Source organism: Shewanella indica (assembly GCF_033842865.1).
Classification (GTDB): domain Bacteria; phylum Pseudomonadota; class Gammaproteobacteria; order Enterobacterales; family Shewanellaceae; genus Shewanella; species Shewanella indica.
The window spans coordinates 437,701-453,467 of sequence record NZ_JAWXXR010000001.1 but is presented as its reverse complement, the minus strand read 5'-3'; the positions used below and the strand labels follow the sequence as shown (position 1 = coordinate 453,467).

Genomic DNA, 15,767 nt, shown 5'->3' with positions numbered 1-15,767 from the left:
TTTGTTCACAGTAATGGCATAGTGATACCACATTGCCAGATTACGTTTAATGCGATTCTCAAAGCAGTGCTTGTCCTTGTGAATTTCCCCCTCAGGGAAGGTCACCAAGTGCAAGGTAAAGTTATTGCAGCGGAGGGAGAGCCGAAGGCTCGCACTAGAGTAACTAAGACAACTTCTGACTGGTTCCTCCAGGTGAAATTCTAAGTACAAAAAAGCCCCTGTAATTAATTCTACTGGGGCTTTTTTGCAATCCTTTTAGTTAAGGATTTAGAACAGGATACCCTTGGCAACTATCTTGTATACACGGAGTTTCGTTTGAGATACTCCATGAACCAGAATAATTATTATACATAAAAGTTTGTTCAGACTCTCTTGAGGTAAAACGAACAACGAAAGGAGTGTATTGGGAAATACCTGATTGCATTGCCATCTCGGTGATTCCTACGTACATCATGAGTGAGTCATAGCCTCCCCAACTTTGTAGTAGACGTCCCTCGACTTCTATCCGCTCAATTTCATCATCTTCACCTGATGTGGTTTGAAACACCTTATCCAGAGCAATGTTATGCAACTTTGCATTCAGCCTAGAGTAGGTTGCATATTGAGTGATAAGTCTATCCATTGAAGACTCTGGAATACCAAGACTTTGAGCCATTTTTAGCCTACGTGCTTTTATCAAAGCAAAGAGTTCACTCTTTTGCTCAACAGAAAGTGTAGAATAAGTAGTTCCAGCCCCCAAAGAGTTGATGTAAGTAGTCGTTTTTAAAAGAGGTTCTCCTAGGGTTTTCTTCCCGGACATCAGCTGATTTAATTCAGCTGAAAAGTGCAAGTAAGCCTCTGGACTTTGAAAACCAAAGTACTGAGCGTGAGCTTCTACTTTTTTTTGCACATCGCTTTCTGGTTTCGCAATCGCGTTTTGAGAGCAACACCCCAATAACAGAATTGCAAGTAAGATCCGTATACTCATTTCACATCTCCTTTGCATTTTTTAATCTGAGTATATCTAACAGACCTAATTTGCAGGGTCAATGATTTGATTGTCCATAAATTGAACAGTGAACGGGCGGAGATTCGGTGGGCTAAAGACCACTAAAGCCGGTCTTAGTGGCAGGTATGCACTTCTTATCTCATGGCGCAAGAAGCCGCCGAAAACGCCGTTGAGCGAACCCTGACGGAGCTTGGCAAGAAAGATAAAGAGGTGCAGGTGGGCATGGTAGTTGTTTCGGCATAGTGATGCCGCATTGCCAGATTGCTTTTAATACCATTCTCCAAAGCTGAGTTTATCTTTGTGAATCTCCCCTCTGTGCCACGAGGACTTATTCGCACCTTCCCTAAAGACAGCTTGGGGGCAGGAGATAGCGGCCTGAGGGCTCAAACCTGTAAAGAGCAGGCAAAAGAAGAGGGAGCCATCAGGCTCCCTCTATTACTCATGCTGTTACTGCGATAGGCTACTTAGAGTGATTTCAAAATCGCTTCTACGCTGGCCTTGGCATCGCCGAACAACATTTGGGTGTTGTCTTTGAAGAACAGTGGGTTCTGCACCCCGGCATAACCTGTGTTCATCGAGCGTTTGAAGCCGATGACGTTGCGGGCCTTCCACACTTCCAGTACCGGCATGCCGGCGATTGGGCTGGAAGGATCTTCAGTGGCCGCCGGGTTAACCGTATCGTTGGCACCTATCACCAGTACTGTATCTGTGTCTTCGAAATCATCATTGATCTCGTCCATCTCCAGCACTATGTCATAAGGCACTTTGGCCTCGGCCAACAGCACGTTCATATGGCCCGGCAGACGCCCGGCAACCGGGTGGATACCGAAGCGCACTTTCACTCCCAGATTACGCAGTTTCTGGGTGATCTCGGCCACGGGATACTGTGCCTGGGCCACCGCCATGCCGTATCCGGGGGTGATGATCACTGAGCTGGAGTTTTTCAGCAGCTCGGCTACCTCTTCGGCCGTGGTTTCACGGTATTCGCCCATCTCTTCATCACCGCTGGAAACGGCGCCATCGGTACCGAAACCGCCGGCAATTACAGAGATAAAGGAACGGTTCATCGCCTTACACATGATGTAAGACAGGATGGCACCGGAAGAACCTACCAGGGCACCTGTGACGATCAGCAGGTCGTTGGACAACATAAAGCCCGCCGCTGCGGCCGCCCAGCCAGAGTAGGAGTTGAGCATGGATACCACAACCGGCATGTCGGCGCCGCCTATGCTGGCTACCAGGTGCCAGCCAAAGGCAAAGGCTATCAGTGTCATGATCAGCAGAGGCCAGATGCTGCCACCTACGTTGACGAAGTAAATCATCAGCAGCAGGGATACCACTACCGCCAGCAGGTTGAGCTTGTGGCGATGAGGCAACATCATCGGCTTGGAGGAGATAATGCCTCTGAGTTTGCCGAATGCCACCACAGAACCGGTGAAGGTCACGGCACCGATGAAGATCCCCAGGAAGACTTCCACCAGGTGGATGTTGAGCATGGCGCCAGTCATGGGCTCATGCGCTGCCGAGGCGGCGGCTTGCTCTATGGCTGCCCTGGCGGCTTCCAGAGTGGCATTGAGGTCATTACCGACAGTGACTATCACTTCGTTCATCGCCTGTGGGTGCAGGCCGAGGAAAGAGTTGAAACCTACCAATACGGCGGCCATACCCACAAAGCTGTGGAGAATGGCGACCAGCTCAGGCATTTCTGTCATCTCAACCTTGAGCGCCAGACGAATACCTATGGCACCGCCTATCACCATGGCGAGAATGATCCAGTGAACCCCATTGGTTTCAGGATTCAGTATGGTAGCGATCAAAGCGATCGACATCCCTATAACCCCAAACAGGTTTCCATTTTTTGCAGACTCCTGCTTCGATAAGCCGGCGAGGCTTAAGATGAAGAACAGGGCCGCTATGATATAGGCTGCTGTTACCAGTCCTTGAGACACGATATACCCCCTTAATCCTTACGGAACATCTTCAGCATGCGCTGGGTGACGGTAAAGCCACCAAAGATGTTGATACTGGCAATCAGCACGGCGATAAATGCCAGTGCGGTCATCAGGGCCGAGCCCTGGCCAACCTGCAGCAGTGCACCTACCACAATAATGCCGGAAATAGCGTTGGTGACTGACATCAATGGCGTATGCAGCGCATGAGTCACGTTCCAAACCACGTAGTAACCCACCACACAGGCGAGCACGAATACAGTAAAGTGCGACAGGAACTCAGCCGGAGCCACCGAGGCCACGGCGCCGAACGCGGCCACACCCAGAGCGCCCAAAATATACTTGAGCTTGGATGGCGCTTTCTCTTCAGCCTTTTTCGGCTCGACTTTGGCAGCCGGTTTTTTGGGCGCTGCGGTCACAGAGATCTGTGGCGGCGGGAAGGTGACTTCACCTGCCTTGACGACCGTCATGTTGCGCATCACCACGTCTTCGAAGTCTATGCTGGCGTTGCCGTCTTTCTCCTTGCACATCAGCTTCATCAGGTTCACCAGGTTGGTGCCGTAAAGCTGGGAGGATTGTGCCGGCAAACGCCCTGGCAGATCTGTGTAACCTATGACTTTAACGCCATTGTCGGTCACAAAGAGTTCGCCGCTTTGGGTGTATTCGCAGTTGCCGCCGGTAGCGGCCGCCAGGTCCACTATCACTGAGCCCGGCTTCATGGAGTCGACCATCTCTTTGGTGATGAGCTTGGGCGCAGGTTTGCCTGGAATCAGTGCTGTGGTGATGATGATATCCACTTCCTTGGCTTGCTCGGCGAACAGCGCCATTTCAGCCTTGATGAATTCATCAGACATCACTTTGGCATAGCCATCGCTGGAAGAGCCGTCTTCCCCGCCGAAGTCCAATTTGAGGAATTCACCGCCCATGGATTCGATCTGCTCGGCCACTTCCAGACGGGTATCGAAGGCGCGCACTATGGCGCCCAATGAACCGGCGGCACCAATGGCGGCAAGACCGGCAACCCCGGCACCTATCACCAGCACCTTGGCCGGTGGGACTTTACCCGCGGCAGTAATTTGGCCGGTAAAGAAACGGCCAAACTCATGGGCAGCTTCCACCACGGCGCGATAACCGCCGATATTGGCCATGGATGAGAGGGCGTCGAGGGACTGGGCACGGGAGATCCGCGGCACCATGTCCATCGCCATCACATTGATGTTGCGCTGTGACAACTTTTCCACCAATTCAGGATTTTGGGCCGGCCAGATAAAACTTACCAGGGTGGCTCCATCTTTGATTTGGCTGATTTCATCTTCTGTTGGCGCGTTGACCTTAAAGATCAAGTCGGCCTGCCATACATTCGGTACCACACTGGCACCGGCGGCTTCGAAGGCGGCATCACTGAAGCTGGACAGCGCACCCGCGCCTGCTTCCACTGCCACTTCAAAGCCGAGTTTTTTAAGTTGCTCTACCGTTGCCGGGGTCGCAGCGACCCGGGTTTCACCGGCGAGACTCTCTCTCGGTATTCCAATCTGCATGACTATTCCCTGATGGTTGATAAACAAAATTCACCCCGCCAAAACTCCGCTGGCAGAGTGAAAGAATGCAAGTCTGTTGACCTGGACTCGGGGGACTGGTCTTTCCCTTTCCATTGGGGACTTCCTGAAATGTTTTCAGGAACCAAGCCCGCTCATGAATGAAATCCTGGGTGTGGGGTACAGATATTCCTTTCATGGCACCTAGCGTGCTTTTGGCATTGTCGCAAGTCTTTCAATGGAAACAAGCTCATATTCTTCATGTGGTGTGTTTCTCCACTGGTCAGAGCAAATTCTTTGCGCCAGGCCACACTTTTGTAGCTTAATTTTTATACCATGCATATTCCTTATTGATATAAAAAATTAAATATTATTCTTTTTTGCTTTTCGATAGTGGGGCTAAGCTGCTGACATTACTCTGTCACCGGGCCGTCTCAATGTTACTGAAACAACTCTCTTCACTGGCTTCGCCACTCTCAGCACCACAAGTGGATAAGCTTAAACAACTCACCGCCGAGCTCAGCCCGCTGCAGCTGGCATGGGTCAGTGGTTTTCTGGCCGCCAGCGCTCAGGGGCAGGAGGGCGCTTCCCCCCAAAACCAGAGCGGGCAAACTCTGACCATACTCTATGGCAGTCAGACGGGCAATGGCCGGGGTATCGCCAAGGCGTTGGCCACCAAGGCCCAGAGTCTGGGCTATGGCGTTAACCTGGCATCTATGGGCGAATACAATGTCCGTAATCTCAAGCAGGAAACCCTGCTGGTGGCCGTGGTGAGTACCCATGGTGAAGGTGAAGCTCCCGATGATGCCATTGAGCTGCACAAGTTTCTCGGCTCCAAACGCGCCCCCAAGCTGGATAAGCTTCAGTATGCGGTTCTCTCGCTGGGGGATTCCTCCTATGAGTTTTTCTGTCAGACAGGTAAAGACTTCGATGCCCGCCTGAGTGCCCTCGGGGCCAAGCCTTTACTGCCCAGAGTGGACTGTGATGTGGACTATCAGTTACAGAGCGACAGCTGGCAAACCGAGCTGCTTGAGCGGGTTAAGCCTCTGCTGCAGGCGGCCGATGGCGCAGCGACCAATGTGGTGTCCATCAATGCCGTTAATGCAGGTATCAATGGCAATATCGGCCAGGAATATGACAAGCAAAACCCCTACAGCGCCGAAGTGATAGTCAGCCAGAAACTAACGGGCCGGGATTCACTCAAGGATATCCGTCATCTGGAAATCGATTTGGGCGAGTCGTCCATCAGCTATCAGGCGGGTGATGCGCTGGGGGTCTATTTCCATAACGATGAGGCTCTGGTGGCCGAAATTCTCGAGGCGTTGGCGCTGGAGCCGGATACCCGGGTTCAGCTTGGCACCGAGTCTTTGGCGTTGCGTGATGCCCTGATTGAGCACAAAGAGCTGACTCAACTCTACCCCGGTCTGGTGCAGTTTTGGGCCGAAACCGTACAGAGCGACGAGCTGCTCACTATCAGTCAAGACAAGGAGCAGACCCGGCAGTTTATTCTCAGCCACCAACTGGTGGACCTGGTGAAACGCTACCCTCTCAATGGTGCCAAGCTGGATTCTGCCCAGACTCTGTTGGACAAGCTGCGCCCCATTACCCCAAGGCTTTACTCCATCGCTTCGAGTCAGAGTGAAGTGGAGTCTGAAGTGCATCTCACAGTGGCGCTGGTGGAAGAGGAACGTGACGGTCAACGCCGTTTCGGCGCCGCTTCTCACTTCCTGGCCCGGGCCGAGGAGGGGGCTCAGGTGCGGGTGTATGTGGAACCCAACAAGCACTTCCGCCTGCCCGAAGACCCACAGACGCCAGTGATCATGATAGGGCCGGGAACCGGTGTCGCGCCATTTCGGGCCTTCATGCAGCAAAGAGTGGCCGAGGGCGTGGCCGGCGACAGCTGGCTGTTCTTCGGTAATCCCCATTTCGAGCAGGATTTTCTCTATCAGACCGAGTGGCAACAGTACCTCAAGAGCGGCGCCCTGAGCCGGATCTCGCTGGCCTTCTCCCGGGATCAAGCGGAGAAAGTCTATGTTCAGCACAAGATTAAACAACAGGCCAAAGAGCTGTGGCAGTGGCTTGAGCGCGGGGCTCATATCTACCTGTGCGGCGATGCCGAGCGAATGGCCAAAGATGTACACCAGGCACTGCTTGAAGTGGCCATGGAGCAAGGCGGTTTGACGAGCGAGGCCGCCGAAGCGTTTCTCGATCAACTGCGCAGCGCCAAGCGTTACCAGAAAGATGTCTACTGAGCTGAAGAACCTAGGAATAAAGAGATAAGGCCATGAGTGAGCAGAAATTATCCGCCAACGAGCATATCAAGACCGACAGTGACTATCTGCGCGGCACCATACGCGAGGGTTTGGGCACGGAAGTGACAGGCGCCTTCAGCGACGACGATCAGCAACTGATCAAGTTTCACGGTTTCTATCAGCAGGACGACAGGGATCTGCGCAACGAACGTAAGGAGCAAAAGCTCGAGCCGCTGTACAGCTTTATGCTGCGTGCCCGGGTGCCGGGTGGTGTCTGTACTCCAGAGCAGTGGCTGGGTGTGGACAAGATAGCCTCGGAGCTGACCAGCTCCAACAGCATACGTTTGACGACCCGGCAGACATTCCAGTATCACGGCATCCCCAAGCGCAACCTGAAAACCATTATTCAGGGGCTGGACAGGGAAGCGCTGGACTCGATTGCCGCCTGTGGTGATGTGAATCGCAACGTCATGTGTAACCCCAACCCGGTAGAGTCCAAGCTGCATCAGCAGGCTTATTTCTGGGCCAAGAAGTTGTCGGATCATCTGCTGCCGCACACCCGTGCCTATGCCGAAATTTGGCTCGATGAGGAGAAGCTGCTCAGCACAGAAGATGAGCAGCCAGCCAAGGTCGAGCCTGTGTACGGCAAGACCTACCTGCCGCGTAAGTTCAAGATGGCGGTAGCTGTGCCACCGGACAACGATGTGGATGTTTACACCAATGACCTGGGTTTTATTGCCGTGGCGCAAGAGGGCGAGCTGGTGGGCTTCAATCTGGTGGCCGGTGGCGGTATGGGCTCGACCCATGGCGAAGTGGAAACCTTCCCGCGGCTGGCCGATGACTTTGGTTTTATCAAGGCCGAAGACACCATTAAGTTTGCCGAGGCCGTGATGACAGTGCAGCGCGATTGGGGTAACCGCAGCAATCGTAAACGCTCCCGTCTCAAATACACCATAGTGGATCACGGCTTTGAGGCCTTTAAGGCCGAGGTTGAGAAGCGCGCCGGGGTTAAGTTCGCCCCCAAGCGTGATGTGGTCATTGGCGATCGCGGTGACAGATACGGCTGGGTTAAAGGCATAGACAACCACTGGCACCTGACCCTGTTTATCGAAGGTGGCCGGGTGAAAGATACCCAGGGTAAGTTGTTGCAGACCGGGCTTCGGGAAATCGCCAAAATACATAAGGGCGATTTTCGGATGACTTCCAACCAGAACATTATCATCTCCAAAGTGGCGGATGAGGATAAGGCTGAAATCGAAGCACTGGCACGTAAGTATGGTCTGATGGGGCAGGTGATCACCGCAACCCGTGGCCATTCTATCGCCTGTGTGGCGCTGCCGACCTGCGCCCTGGCTATGGCCGAAGCCGAGCGTTATTTCCCCGAGTTTATCGATCATGTGGATGCGCTGCAGGCCAAGCACGCCATAGGTGAGCAGGCGATAGTCGTGCGTATGACGGGCTGTCCCAACGGTTGTGCCCGCCCCTTTGCCGCCGAGATCGGTTTTGTGGGCAAGGCCCCTGGGCGCTACAACATGTATCTGGGCGCCAGCTTCGAAGGCACCCGATTGAACAAGATGTACCGTGAGAATATTCAGGAAGTCGAGATCCTCAGCGAGCTCGATGCCCTGTTTGGTCGCTATGCCGCCGAGCGCGAAACCGGCGAGAGCTTCGGTGATTTCACGGTGCGCGCCGGAATAGTAAAACCTGTATTGGACGCCGCGAGGGACTTTCATGGCTGATACCACAAGTTTATTGCACAGCGCCGAGGCGCTGCTGGCCTTGCTGGATGCGCCGACCTCTGAGCAGCAAAGTGCCCTCGCTGCCATCAATGGCTATCTTGGCGGATTGAGCGCTGAGGAGCGGATCCAATGGGCCCTGGCCTATCTGCCCGGGAGCCATGCCTTGTCGTCCAGCTTTGGTATTCAGGCGGCAGTGATGCTGCATCTGGTGAACTCGGTGCAGCAAGGCACACAAGTGATTTTGACCGACACCGGCTACCTGTTTCCCGAGACCTACCGCTTTATCGATCAACTGACAGAGCGACTCGGACTCAATCTCAAAGTCTATCGGGCCGAGACGAGCGCCGCCTGGCAGGAGGCCAGATTCGGTAAGCTGTGGCAGCAGGGGCTTGAAGGGCTGGAGCAATACAATCGCATCAATAAGGTGGAACCGATGCAGCGGGCACTGGCTGAGCTGGATGTCGGCACCTGGTTTGCCGGTTTGCGCCGTTCCCAGGCATCGACCCGGGAGGCGTTGCCGATTTTGGCTATCCACGGCAAGCGCTACAAGATGCTGCCGATTATCGAGTGGAGTAACAAACAGGTGCATGAGTATCTCAAGTGCTATGACTTGCCCTATCATCCCCTCTGGGAGCAGGGTTATGTCTCTGTGGGTGATAGCCATTCGAGCAAGCCCCTGGAGCTGGGGATGACGGAAGAAGAGACACGTTTTAACGGGTTAAAACGCGAGTGCGGATTGCACTATGAGATCTGATTTTGGGGCCGCTGTCATCAGCGGCCTTTTTCTGTCTGTGGACAAGTTGTCCGGCTTGTCATCTTGTGGTCATCTTGGAAAGTTAACCTTGAGGATTCCTATTGTTACGGTCTTCTAACCGTTGAGGGTTATACTTTAGTACATATTTGTTCACAGGGTTATGCACAGGGCGGTTTTCTGGTTTATAATCCATAGTTCCCGCTGGGGGAAGTGTGATATGTCATTCTGTATCGGGTGTTTTTATGAAACATCGGCTTAGCGGCAGGCAGTGCAGTCGGCAATACACATCAAGACGGCTCGCCTTTATGGCATCGGTTGCCCAGGTTTTTTCAGCAGTCGGTCGCGAGTGACCCCGAGCTTTGATTGGCTTGCTGGCGCAGCTTCAAAGCACTCTCCGTGTCCCGGATAGCCCACTTACCCTTTCATGGGGCTATCCGGGAATTGTTTGTTCCAAACTTCAACTTCATCTGTGTCTCTACTAACTAAGGTTTTCATCAAGTGACTTTTTGAATGAGTCAACTATTGAAAATAAGATGCCGGAGAGGGGCTACCGAGCAGTTGAGCTGGGCGTAGTCGAGCTTAATTGAGTCTTGGGTTCCATGAGTTCTGATTGAGCATCCTTAGACTTTCGCAAACGCTGCTCCGGGGAGATGAGTGACAGTAATCCCTGCCATTGCAAGGGGGCATCTGTAGGTAGCAACAGGTCCGGTTCTGTGCCGACTCCGGAAAGCAACTGACCATAACCGTCATAGCCAAGCGAGGCGCTGATACTCAGTTTAAGGCCGCTGGCCGGCAGGGTGAAATGATGTAAACGCCCCAGATCGCCGCGGGTCGGTTCGCCCACCAATAGCGCCCTGCGCCAGCGTTTGGCGGCATAGGCAATCCATTCACACTCCTGACGACAGTCCGGGCCGATAAGCAGGACCAGGCGCCCCGACTCAGGCACGGGCGCTGCAGTCAGTTTTGGGATCGGTCGGGCATACCAGTGACTCAGGTTGGGCTGTGGCTGATTGTCCAGTGCGGCCTGTACCGGCGGAAACGGTGCGAATTGAGTGAGCGGTTCAAAGTGCAGTGGCTGCAGAAAGTCGCGCCGTAGCTGCGGTGAGCGGCGGTAGCGGCTATAGCCCAGTGGTTGGCTGCTGAGTCCATCTTGATAGTTGCCGAGAAACTGCAGCAGGCTGTCGCTGAATCCGTTGGCGTGGCGCAGATCCAGCACCAGGGTGTGATTACTCATCGCGCGCAGCAGATCTTGTTGCAGCTGAGGGTCTGTCTCTATGGCGTTGAGATCCGTCAAGGTAAACAGGGCTGTGTCAGGCGCCAATTGTTGCCAACTGGCCAGAATAGACAGAGGAGCACTGAGAAATTGCAGCGGTACTTTTATCTCTATATTTTGTGGCTGGAGATCGGCCCCATAGAGCGTCAGTAGTACCTCATCTTTGACTCTAAGCCCCATCTCCCGCCGCAGCAGATCCAGCTGTTGCAGCCAAGGTATCTGCATAGGTACGTTATTTCGCTGCTCCGGCGGCAAAAAGTGATTGGCAATCTTCTGCCAATGGCTGATGGGCAGGCCATCGATATGGCTGATAAAAGGTGTATCACTTTGAAGGGGCTCGTCCTTGTCATTGAGCGCCAGCCATTTGTCTTCCATGGGCTTGAGCCTGAGGGGCAAGACGCCGGAAGGCAGCGCAGCTTGCTTGACCCTGACTCCGGGGTCTTTTAGCTCTCCCAGCAGTTTATTGACTTCGGCGGTGAAACGATTGATAGCTATGCTGTCTCGGTATTCCTGTTTCAGCCGTTGCAGCCGTTTCTCGAGCCGGGATTCAATGTCCGGATCCAGCACCATAAAGGCCGAGTGCTGCTGCAATTGTTTGAGCAGCACAGTCAGGTCGGCCTGCATCTGCCTTTGGCTAAGCAGCTCTTTTTTCGCAGGCTCAGGCAGCAGGAATCGTCCCAACTGCAGACAGGAGATCAGCAACAGCAGGATAAAGCAGCTAACTATTTCACGGAATCCCGGCTTCATATCTCTCCCTGATATCAGCCTCTGGGCCTATAAATGGCACAGAGGCAATCATTAAGCTCGCCCTTGATAGCTTACAGGATATCGTTGATGGCGACCCCTATACCTATACGCTGATTGTGATCGTTATAGTCGATAAGGCTTTCGCCGTAGCCATTGAAGTATTGTGCATATAGGCGCAGGTTACCGAGTATGGGGTAACTCCAGGTAAACTCCACCGCGCCGCGGTTGGAACTTTGAAGATTGTTACGCAACATCAGGCTGAATCTGTGGTCGTCTATGCCATAGACGCCGGTCAGCTCGAAGTGGCCAAGGTAATCTGTGATATCCGGGTTATCGTCGCCGCGGGGATCTCCCTCATAGTCTTTCTCGCTTTCCGGGATCCGCCACCACACCTTGGCCGCCAGGGCGATTGGGCCTTTGTCGAACACCATGGTGCCATAAATACGGTTCCAACTGCGGGACAGGTCGCCCGACTTACCATTGGACTGATGCACCGCACCAAAGCCCCAGAAGGAGTTGGTGAAACCGGCTATTTTCCAGTCGTTGTTGAACAACATAAAGAGTTCGGGCTCGTGGTTGGTTTCCCGAAACGGCGAGGAGATATCCTTGTTGTACACCTGCCACCAGGATTGATTGGTATAGGCGAAAAACAGGTGACCATTGTCGCCAAACACGTTGTACATCAGCGGGAATTTGAAGCTTATTTGAAATTTGGCTTCATATTTATCCAAGGTTTCATCTTCTGAAGTCGTTTTCGATTCAAAAGGGGCCATATTGGGCGAAGGATTATAGGTGACCGGTAGTATGTAATTGACCTTGTGCGGGGTGATTACAAAGGGTCGCTCTGAGGTTTCCAGCTCCTCTTGCACCCTTTGATCGACCAGCGAAGGGCCATTGGCTTCGGCGGCAGAGAGTTGGCTGGACGGTAATATGACCAGGGCCAAGGTCAGGCCGCTGAGGCTGGAACGGATTTTGGTATACATATTCTTCCCTGTTGTCTCTGAGGCTTGATGGGTGCCCGGCTATTGTTTCGGCTTGAGAGTGTAACATCCTGGCTTTAGCCTGCACATTCCCATCCCGAGTCGTAGTCACTGAGCTTAAACTAGAATTTTTTGCCATAAGTTAGTGCCAAATGCGGCAGTAAACAATAAAAAATTTCATCAATCCGGTTCGACTCTATTTTCGTAATTCATTGAAAGTAAAAAGAAATGTTTTTTATTAACAGATTTATCTGTCCCAGATATCTTTTCCGTTATCGCGATTTCCTCGTATATACCCAAAAGTAATAACAACTAATGATTCTCTATTTATAGTGGAATATGTATAGCCGCTATATTGCTTGCATCAGCAAGATGGGGAATAGCGCATGGAATTACTGACACTGCCCGGTAAGCGGGCCAAAGGCAAAGTTTATCTGCTTGGAGCCGGTCCCGGCGATCCTGAGCTATTGACCGTCAAGGCGTGGCACCTGCTTAAGTGCGCCGATGTGGTGCTGTTCGATGCCTTGGTCAGTCCCGAGATCCTGGCGCTGATCCCCGAAGGTGCCGAGCGCATTGCCGTGGGCAAACGGGCCGGTGAGCACAGTGCTTCCCAGAGTGAAATCAATCGTTTGTTGCTGACCAAGGCCTTCACCCGCCAAACCGTGGTCAGACTCAAGGGGGGCGATCCCTTTATCTTCGGTCGCGGCGGCGAGGAGTTGCAGACTCTGGCGCAGGCCGGCGTCGCCTTCGAAGTGGTGCCGGGCATCACGGCCGCCAGCGGTACCGCCGCCTATGCGGGGATTCCCTTGACCCACAGGGATTTTGCCCAGGGGGTCAGCTTTATTACCGGTCATTGCCAGCTGCAAAACCGCCCCATGGATTGGCAAGGCTACGCCAACCCGGCCAACACCCTGGTGGTGTACATGGGGATCCTCAATGCCGGGCTTATTCAGCAACAACTGATTGCCCATGGTCGTAGCCCACAGACGCCGGTGGCCATAGTTTCCAAGGCCACGACCAGGCAGCAGCAGCGTGTTATCGGCACTCTGGAGCAGTTGCAAACCCTGGCTCAGGACTCGCGGGTAGTGATGCCGGCGCTGATGATCATAGGCGAAGTCGTCGCTCTGGCGGACAGCCTCAGCTGGTTTGAACCCGAGGCGGCGAACAATGGCCTGCAACTACAACATGATGCTGTTACAGCACTTTGAATCAATTGGAGAAATAAGATGTCAGGGCCAGTGTTGAGTCACCTTGAACAGTTGGAAGCCGAGAGCATCCAGATCTTTCGCGAAGTTGCCGCCGAATTTGACAACCCGGTGATGTTGTATTCCATCGGCAAGGATTCTTCCGTGCTGTTGCATCTGGCGCGCAAGGCTTTTTATCCGGGCAAGATCCCTTTCCCCTTACTGCATGTGGATACCGACTGGAAGTTTCGCGAGATGATACGTTTTCGCGATCAGGCGGCCAAGAAGTACGGCTTCGAGCTTCTGGTGCACAAGAACCCGCAAGGCCTGGCGATGGGCATGAATCCCTTTACCTTCGGCTCGGCCAAGCACACAGACGTGATGAAGACCGAAGGCCTGAAACAGGCCCTGGATAAATACGGTTTCGATGCCGCTTTTGGCGGCGCCCGCCGCGACGAGGAGAAGTCCCGCGCCAAGGAACGTGTCTATTCCTTTCGCGATCGCCATCACCGCTGGGATCCCAAAAATCAGCGCCCCGAGCTGTGGCACACCTATAACGGCCAGGTCAGCAAGGGGGAGAGCATCAGGGTCTTCCCGCTTTCCAACTGGACCGAGTTGGATATCTGGCAATACATCTATCAGGAAAACATCGACATAGTGCCGCTCTATTTTGCCGAGCAGCGCCCTGTGGTGGAGCGCGATGGCAGCCTGATCATGGTCGATGACGAGCGGATGCCGCTCAATGAAGGCGAAGTGCCCGAGTATCGCCGGGTGCGTTTTCGCACTTTGGGGTGTTATCCCCTGACCGGCGCCATAGAGTCCAGTGCCGCGACACTGGCAGAGATTATCGAAGAGATGTTGCTGTCCCGCTCCAGTGAGCGTCAGGGACGGGTCATCGACAGGGATTCGTCCGGGTCGATGGAAAAGAAAAAGCGTGAGGGGTATTTCTAATGTCGGTTGCACAACAAGTCAATGAGCTGGGTATAGAGCAATATCTTGAAAATCAGCAGCATAAATCGCTTTTGAAGTTTCTGACCTGTGGTTCCGTGGATGACGGCAAGTCAACCCTGATAGGCCGTTTGCTGCACGACAGCGCCCAGATCTATGAAGATCAACTGGCGGCACTGCACAAGGATTCCAAGAACCATGGCACCACGGGCGAAGCCGTGGATCTGGCCTTGCTGGTGGATGGCCTGCAGGCCGAGCGCGAGCAGGGGATCACCATAGATGTGGCTTATCGTTATTTCTCTACCGAGAAGCGCAAATTCATCATTGCCGACACTCCCGGGCATGAGCAGTACACCCGCAATATGGCGACCGGCGCTTCCAACTGCGATCTGGCGATTATCCTGATCGACGGTCGCTACGGGGTGCAGACCCAGACCCGCAGACACAGCTTTATCTGCTCTCTTTTGGGGATCAAGCAGTTCATCGTGGCCGTCAACAAGATGGATCTGCTGGATTTCAGTGAGGAGCGTTTCGAGGCGATCAAGGCCGACTATCTGGCGTTTGCCGGCCAGTTACAGTTGGAAGAGCTCCGCTTTGTACCGCTGTCGGCACTCGATGGCGACAACCTGGTGAACCGCTCGGCGCGCACCCCTTGGTATCAGGGTGAAACCCTGCTTGCCATGCTGGAGAGTGCGCCTGTGACCGGCTTTAATCACGCCTTCGATGCCCGCTTCCCGGTGCAGTATGTCAGCCGTCCCAACCTGGATTTCCGCGGTTTTGCCGGTACTTTGGCTTCCGGCAGTCTGCAAGTTGGCCAGAGGGTCAAGGTGCTGCCTTCGGGAAAAGAGTCGACTATCGCCTCGATTGTCACCTTTGATGGTGAGCGGCAGCAGGGTTATGCCGGCCAGGCACTGACCCTGACCCTGAATGATGAGATAGATATCAGCCGCGGCGATGTGATAGTACCGGCGGCGAGCCCTGTGGGCGTTTCCAACCGGCTGCTGGCCAAGGTGGTGTGGATGCACGAGCAGCCGCTGACACCCGGCAAGCAGTACAACATCAAGCTGGGAACCAAAAAGGTGCCCGCCAGTGTCAGCCGCATATTGCACAGCATAGATGTGAATACCCTGGCACAGGACAGTGTTGCCGAGCTGAGCCTCAACACCATAGCCCTGGTTGAACTTGAGCTGAGCGAGGCCCTGGTGTTCGATGCCTATAGTGACAATCGCGATACCGGCGGTTTTATCTTTATCGATCGCATCAGCAATGTCACTGTCGGTGCCGGTATGGTGCAGCAGGCGCTTGGGGAAACTGAAAAAACGACCCATTTCAGTGAGTTTGAATTGGAACTCAATGCCTTGATCCGTAAGCATTTCCCCCATTGGCAGGCGCTGGATATCCGCGCTCAGGGAGACTGA

At 53.7% G+C, this 15,767-nt stretch carries 11 protein-coding genes; 6 read left to right on the top strand and 5 right to left on the bottom strand.

The window, feature by feature from the left end:
- Positions 1-259: 259 nt before the first annotated feature.
- From SIL79_RS02145 to pntA, 3 genes are all read right to left on the bottom strand, one after another.
- Positions 260-967 (bottom strand): hypothetical protein, encoded by a 708-nt coding sequence (locus tag SIL79_RS02145; RefSeq protein WP_162206816.1) that lies wholly within the window; start codon positions 965-967, stop codon positions 260-262.
- A gap of 485 nt (positions 968-1,452) precedes the next feature.
- On the bottom strand, positions 1,453-2,937 hold the full coding sequence (pntB, locus tag SIL79_RS02140; RefSeq protein WP_144361577.1) for a Re/Si-specific NAD(P)(+) transhydrogenase subunit beta: 1,485 nt from the start codon (positions 2,935-2,937) through the stop codon (positions 1,453-1,455).
- Positions 2,938-2,948: 11 nt separating this feature from the next.
- A complete protein-coding gene (gene pntA / locus SIL79_RS02135; RefSeq protein ID WP_039033109.1) occupies positions 2,949-4,475 on the bottom strand; it encodes a Re/Si-specific NAD(P)(+) transhydrogenase subunit alpha in 1,527 nt (508 codons plus the stop codon).
- 434 nt (positions 4,476-4,909) lie between these two features.
- Here pntA and SIL79_RS02130 point away from each other — a divergent pair, with 434 nt between their 5' ends.
- From SIL79_RS02130 to SIL79_RS02120, 3 genes are read left to right on the top strand one after another with little or no spacing between them, the layout of a single operon-like run.
- Entirely contained in the window at positions 4,910-6,724 is a 1,815-nt protein-coding gene (locus tag SIL79_RS02130; RefSeq protein WP_162206815.1) for an assimilatory sulfite reductase (NADPH) flavoprotein subunit, read from the top strand.
- A 32-nt stretch (positions 6,725-6,756) separates the two neighbouring features.
- Positions 6,757-8,463 carry an assimilatory sulfite reductase (NADPH) hemoprotein subunit gene (gene cysI / locus SIL79_RS02125; RefSeq protein ID WP_162206814.1) on the top strand — a complete coding sequence of 569 codons (1,707 nt, stop codon included), beginning with the start codon at positions 6,757-6,759 and terminating at the stop codon, positions 8,461-8,463.
- The gene (locus SIL79_RS02120) at positions 8,456-9,217 is read left to right on the top strand and encodes a phosphoadenylyl-sulfate reductase (RefSeq protein ID WP_039033112.1); all 762 of its coding nucleotides are present in this window, start codon (positions 8,456-8,458) and stop codon (positions 9,215-9,217) included. Before cysI ends, SIL79_RS02120 begins: the two co-directional genes overlap by 8 nt.
- Before the next feature lie 547 nt (positions 9,218-9,764).
- Here the strand turns inward: SIL79_RS02120 and SIL79_RS02115 are convergent.
- Both SIL79_RS02115 and SIL79_RS02110 read right to left on the bottom strand, forming a co-directional pair.
- Positions 9,765-11,237, bottom strand: coding sequence for a S41 family peptidase (locus SIL79_RS02115; RefSeq protein ID WP_319618936.1), 1,473 nt, complete (start codon positions 11,235-11,237; stop codon positions 9,765-9,767).
- A gap of 71 nt (positions 11,238-11,308) precedes the next feature.
- Positions 11,309-12,220: a phospholipase A gene (locus tag SIL79_RS02110; RefSeq protein ID WP_177192581.1), complete on the bottom strand. Its 912-nt coding sequence runs from the start codon at positions 12,218-12,220 to the stop codon at positions 11,309-11,311.
- A 383-nt stretch (positions 12,221-12,603) separates the two neighbouring features.
- Here SIL79_RS02110 and cobA point away from each other — a divergent pair, with 383 nt between their 5' ends.
- Genes cobA through cysN form a run of 3 tightly spaced genes read left to right on the top strand, consistent with a single transcriptional unit; the run spans position 12,604 to position 15,767 of the window.
- Entirely contained in the window at positions 12,604-13,425 is an 822-nt protein-coding gene (gene cobA / locus SIL79_RS02105; RefSeq protein WP_319618935.1) for a uroporphyrinogen-III C-methyltransferase, read from the top strand.
- An 18-nt stretch (positions 13,426-13,443) separates the two neighbouring features.
- The gene (gene cysD / locus SIL79_RS02100) at positions 13,444-14,352 is read left to right on the top strand and encodes a sulfate adenylyltransferase subunit CysD (RefSeq protein WP_319618934.1); all 909 of its coding nucleotides are present in this window, start codon (positions 13,444-13,446) and stop codon (positions 14,350-14,352) included.
- Positions 14,352-15,767: a sulfate adenylyltransferase subunit CysN gene (gene cysN, locus SIL79_RS02095; protein WP_319618933.1), complete on the top strand. Its 1,416-nt coding sequence runs from the start codon at positions 14,352-14,354 to the stop codon at positions 15,765-15,767. Before cysD ends, cysN begins: the two co-directional genes overlap by 1 nt.

Excerpts from the sequence above, each read along its gene's own strand:
- cysI (WP_162206814.1), top strand. The coding sequence starts at position 6,757 with ATGAGTGAGCAGAAATTATCCGCCAACGAGCATATCAAGACCGACAGT.
- pntA (WP_039033109.1), bottom strand. The coding sequence starts at position 4,475 with ATGCAGATTGGAATACCGAGAGAGAGTCTCGCCGGTGAAACCCGGGTC.
- SIL79_RS02115 (WP_319618936.1), bottom strand. The coding sequence starts at position 11,237 with ATGAAGCCGGGATTCCGTGAAATAGTTAGCTGCTTTATCCTGCTGTTG.
- SIL79_RS02120 (WP_039033112.1), top strand. The coding sequence starts at position 8,456 with ATGGCTGATACCACAAGTTTATTGCACAGCGCCGAGGCGCTGCTGGCC.
- SIL79_RS02130 (WP_162206815.1), top strand. The coding sequence starts at position 4,910 with ATGTTACTGAAACAACTCTCTTCACTGGCTTCGCCACTCTCAGCACCA.
- cysN (WP_319618933.1), top strand. The coding sequence starts at position 14,352 with ATGTCGGTTGCACAACAAGTCAATGAGCTGGGTATAGAGCAATATCTT.
- cobA (WP_319618935.1), top strand. The coding sequence starts at position 12,604 with ATGGAATTACTGACACTGCCCGGTAAGCGGGCCAAAGGCAAAGTTTAT.
- SIL79_RS02145 (WP_162206816.1), bottom strand. The coding sequence starts at position 967 with ATGAGTATACGGATCTTACTTGCAATTCTGTTATTGGGGTGTTGCTCT.
- SIL79_RS02110 (WP_177192581.1), bottom strand. The coding sequence starts at position 12,220 with ATGTATACCAAAATCCGTTCCAGCCTCAGCGGCCTGACCTTGGCCCTG.
- cysD (WP_319618934.1), top strand. The coding sequence starts at position 13,444 with ATGTCAGGGCCAGTGTTGAGTCACCTTGAACAGTTGGAAGCCGAGAGC.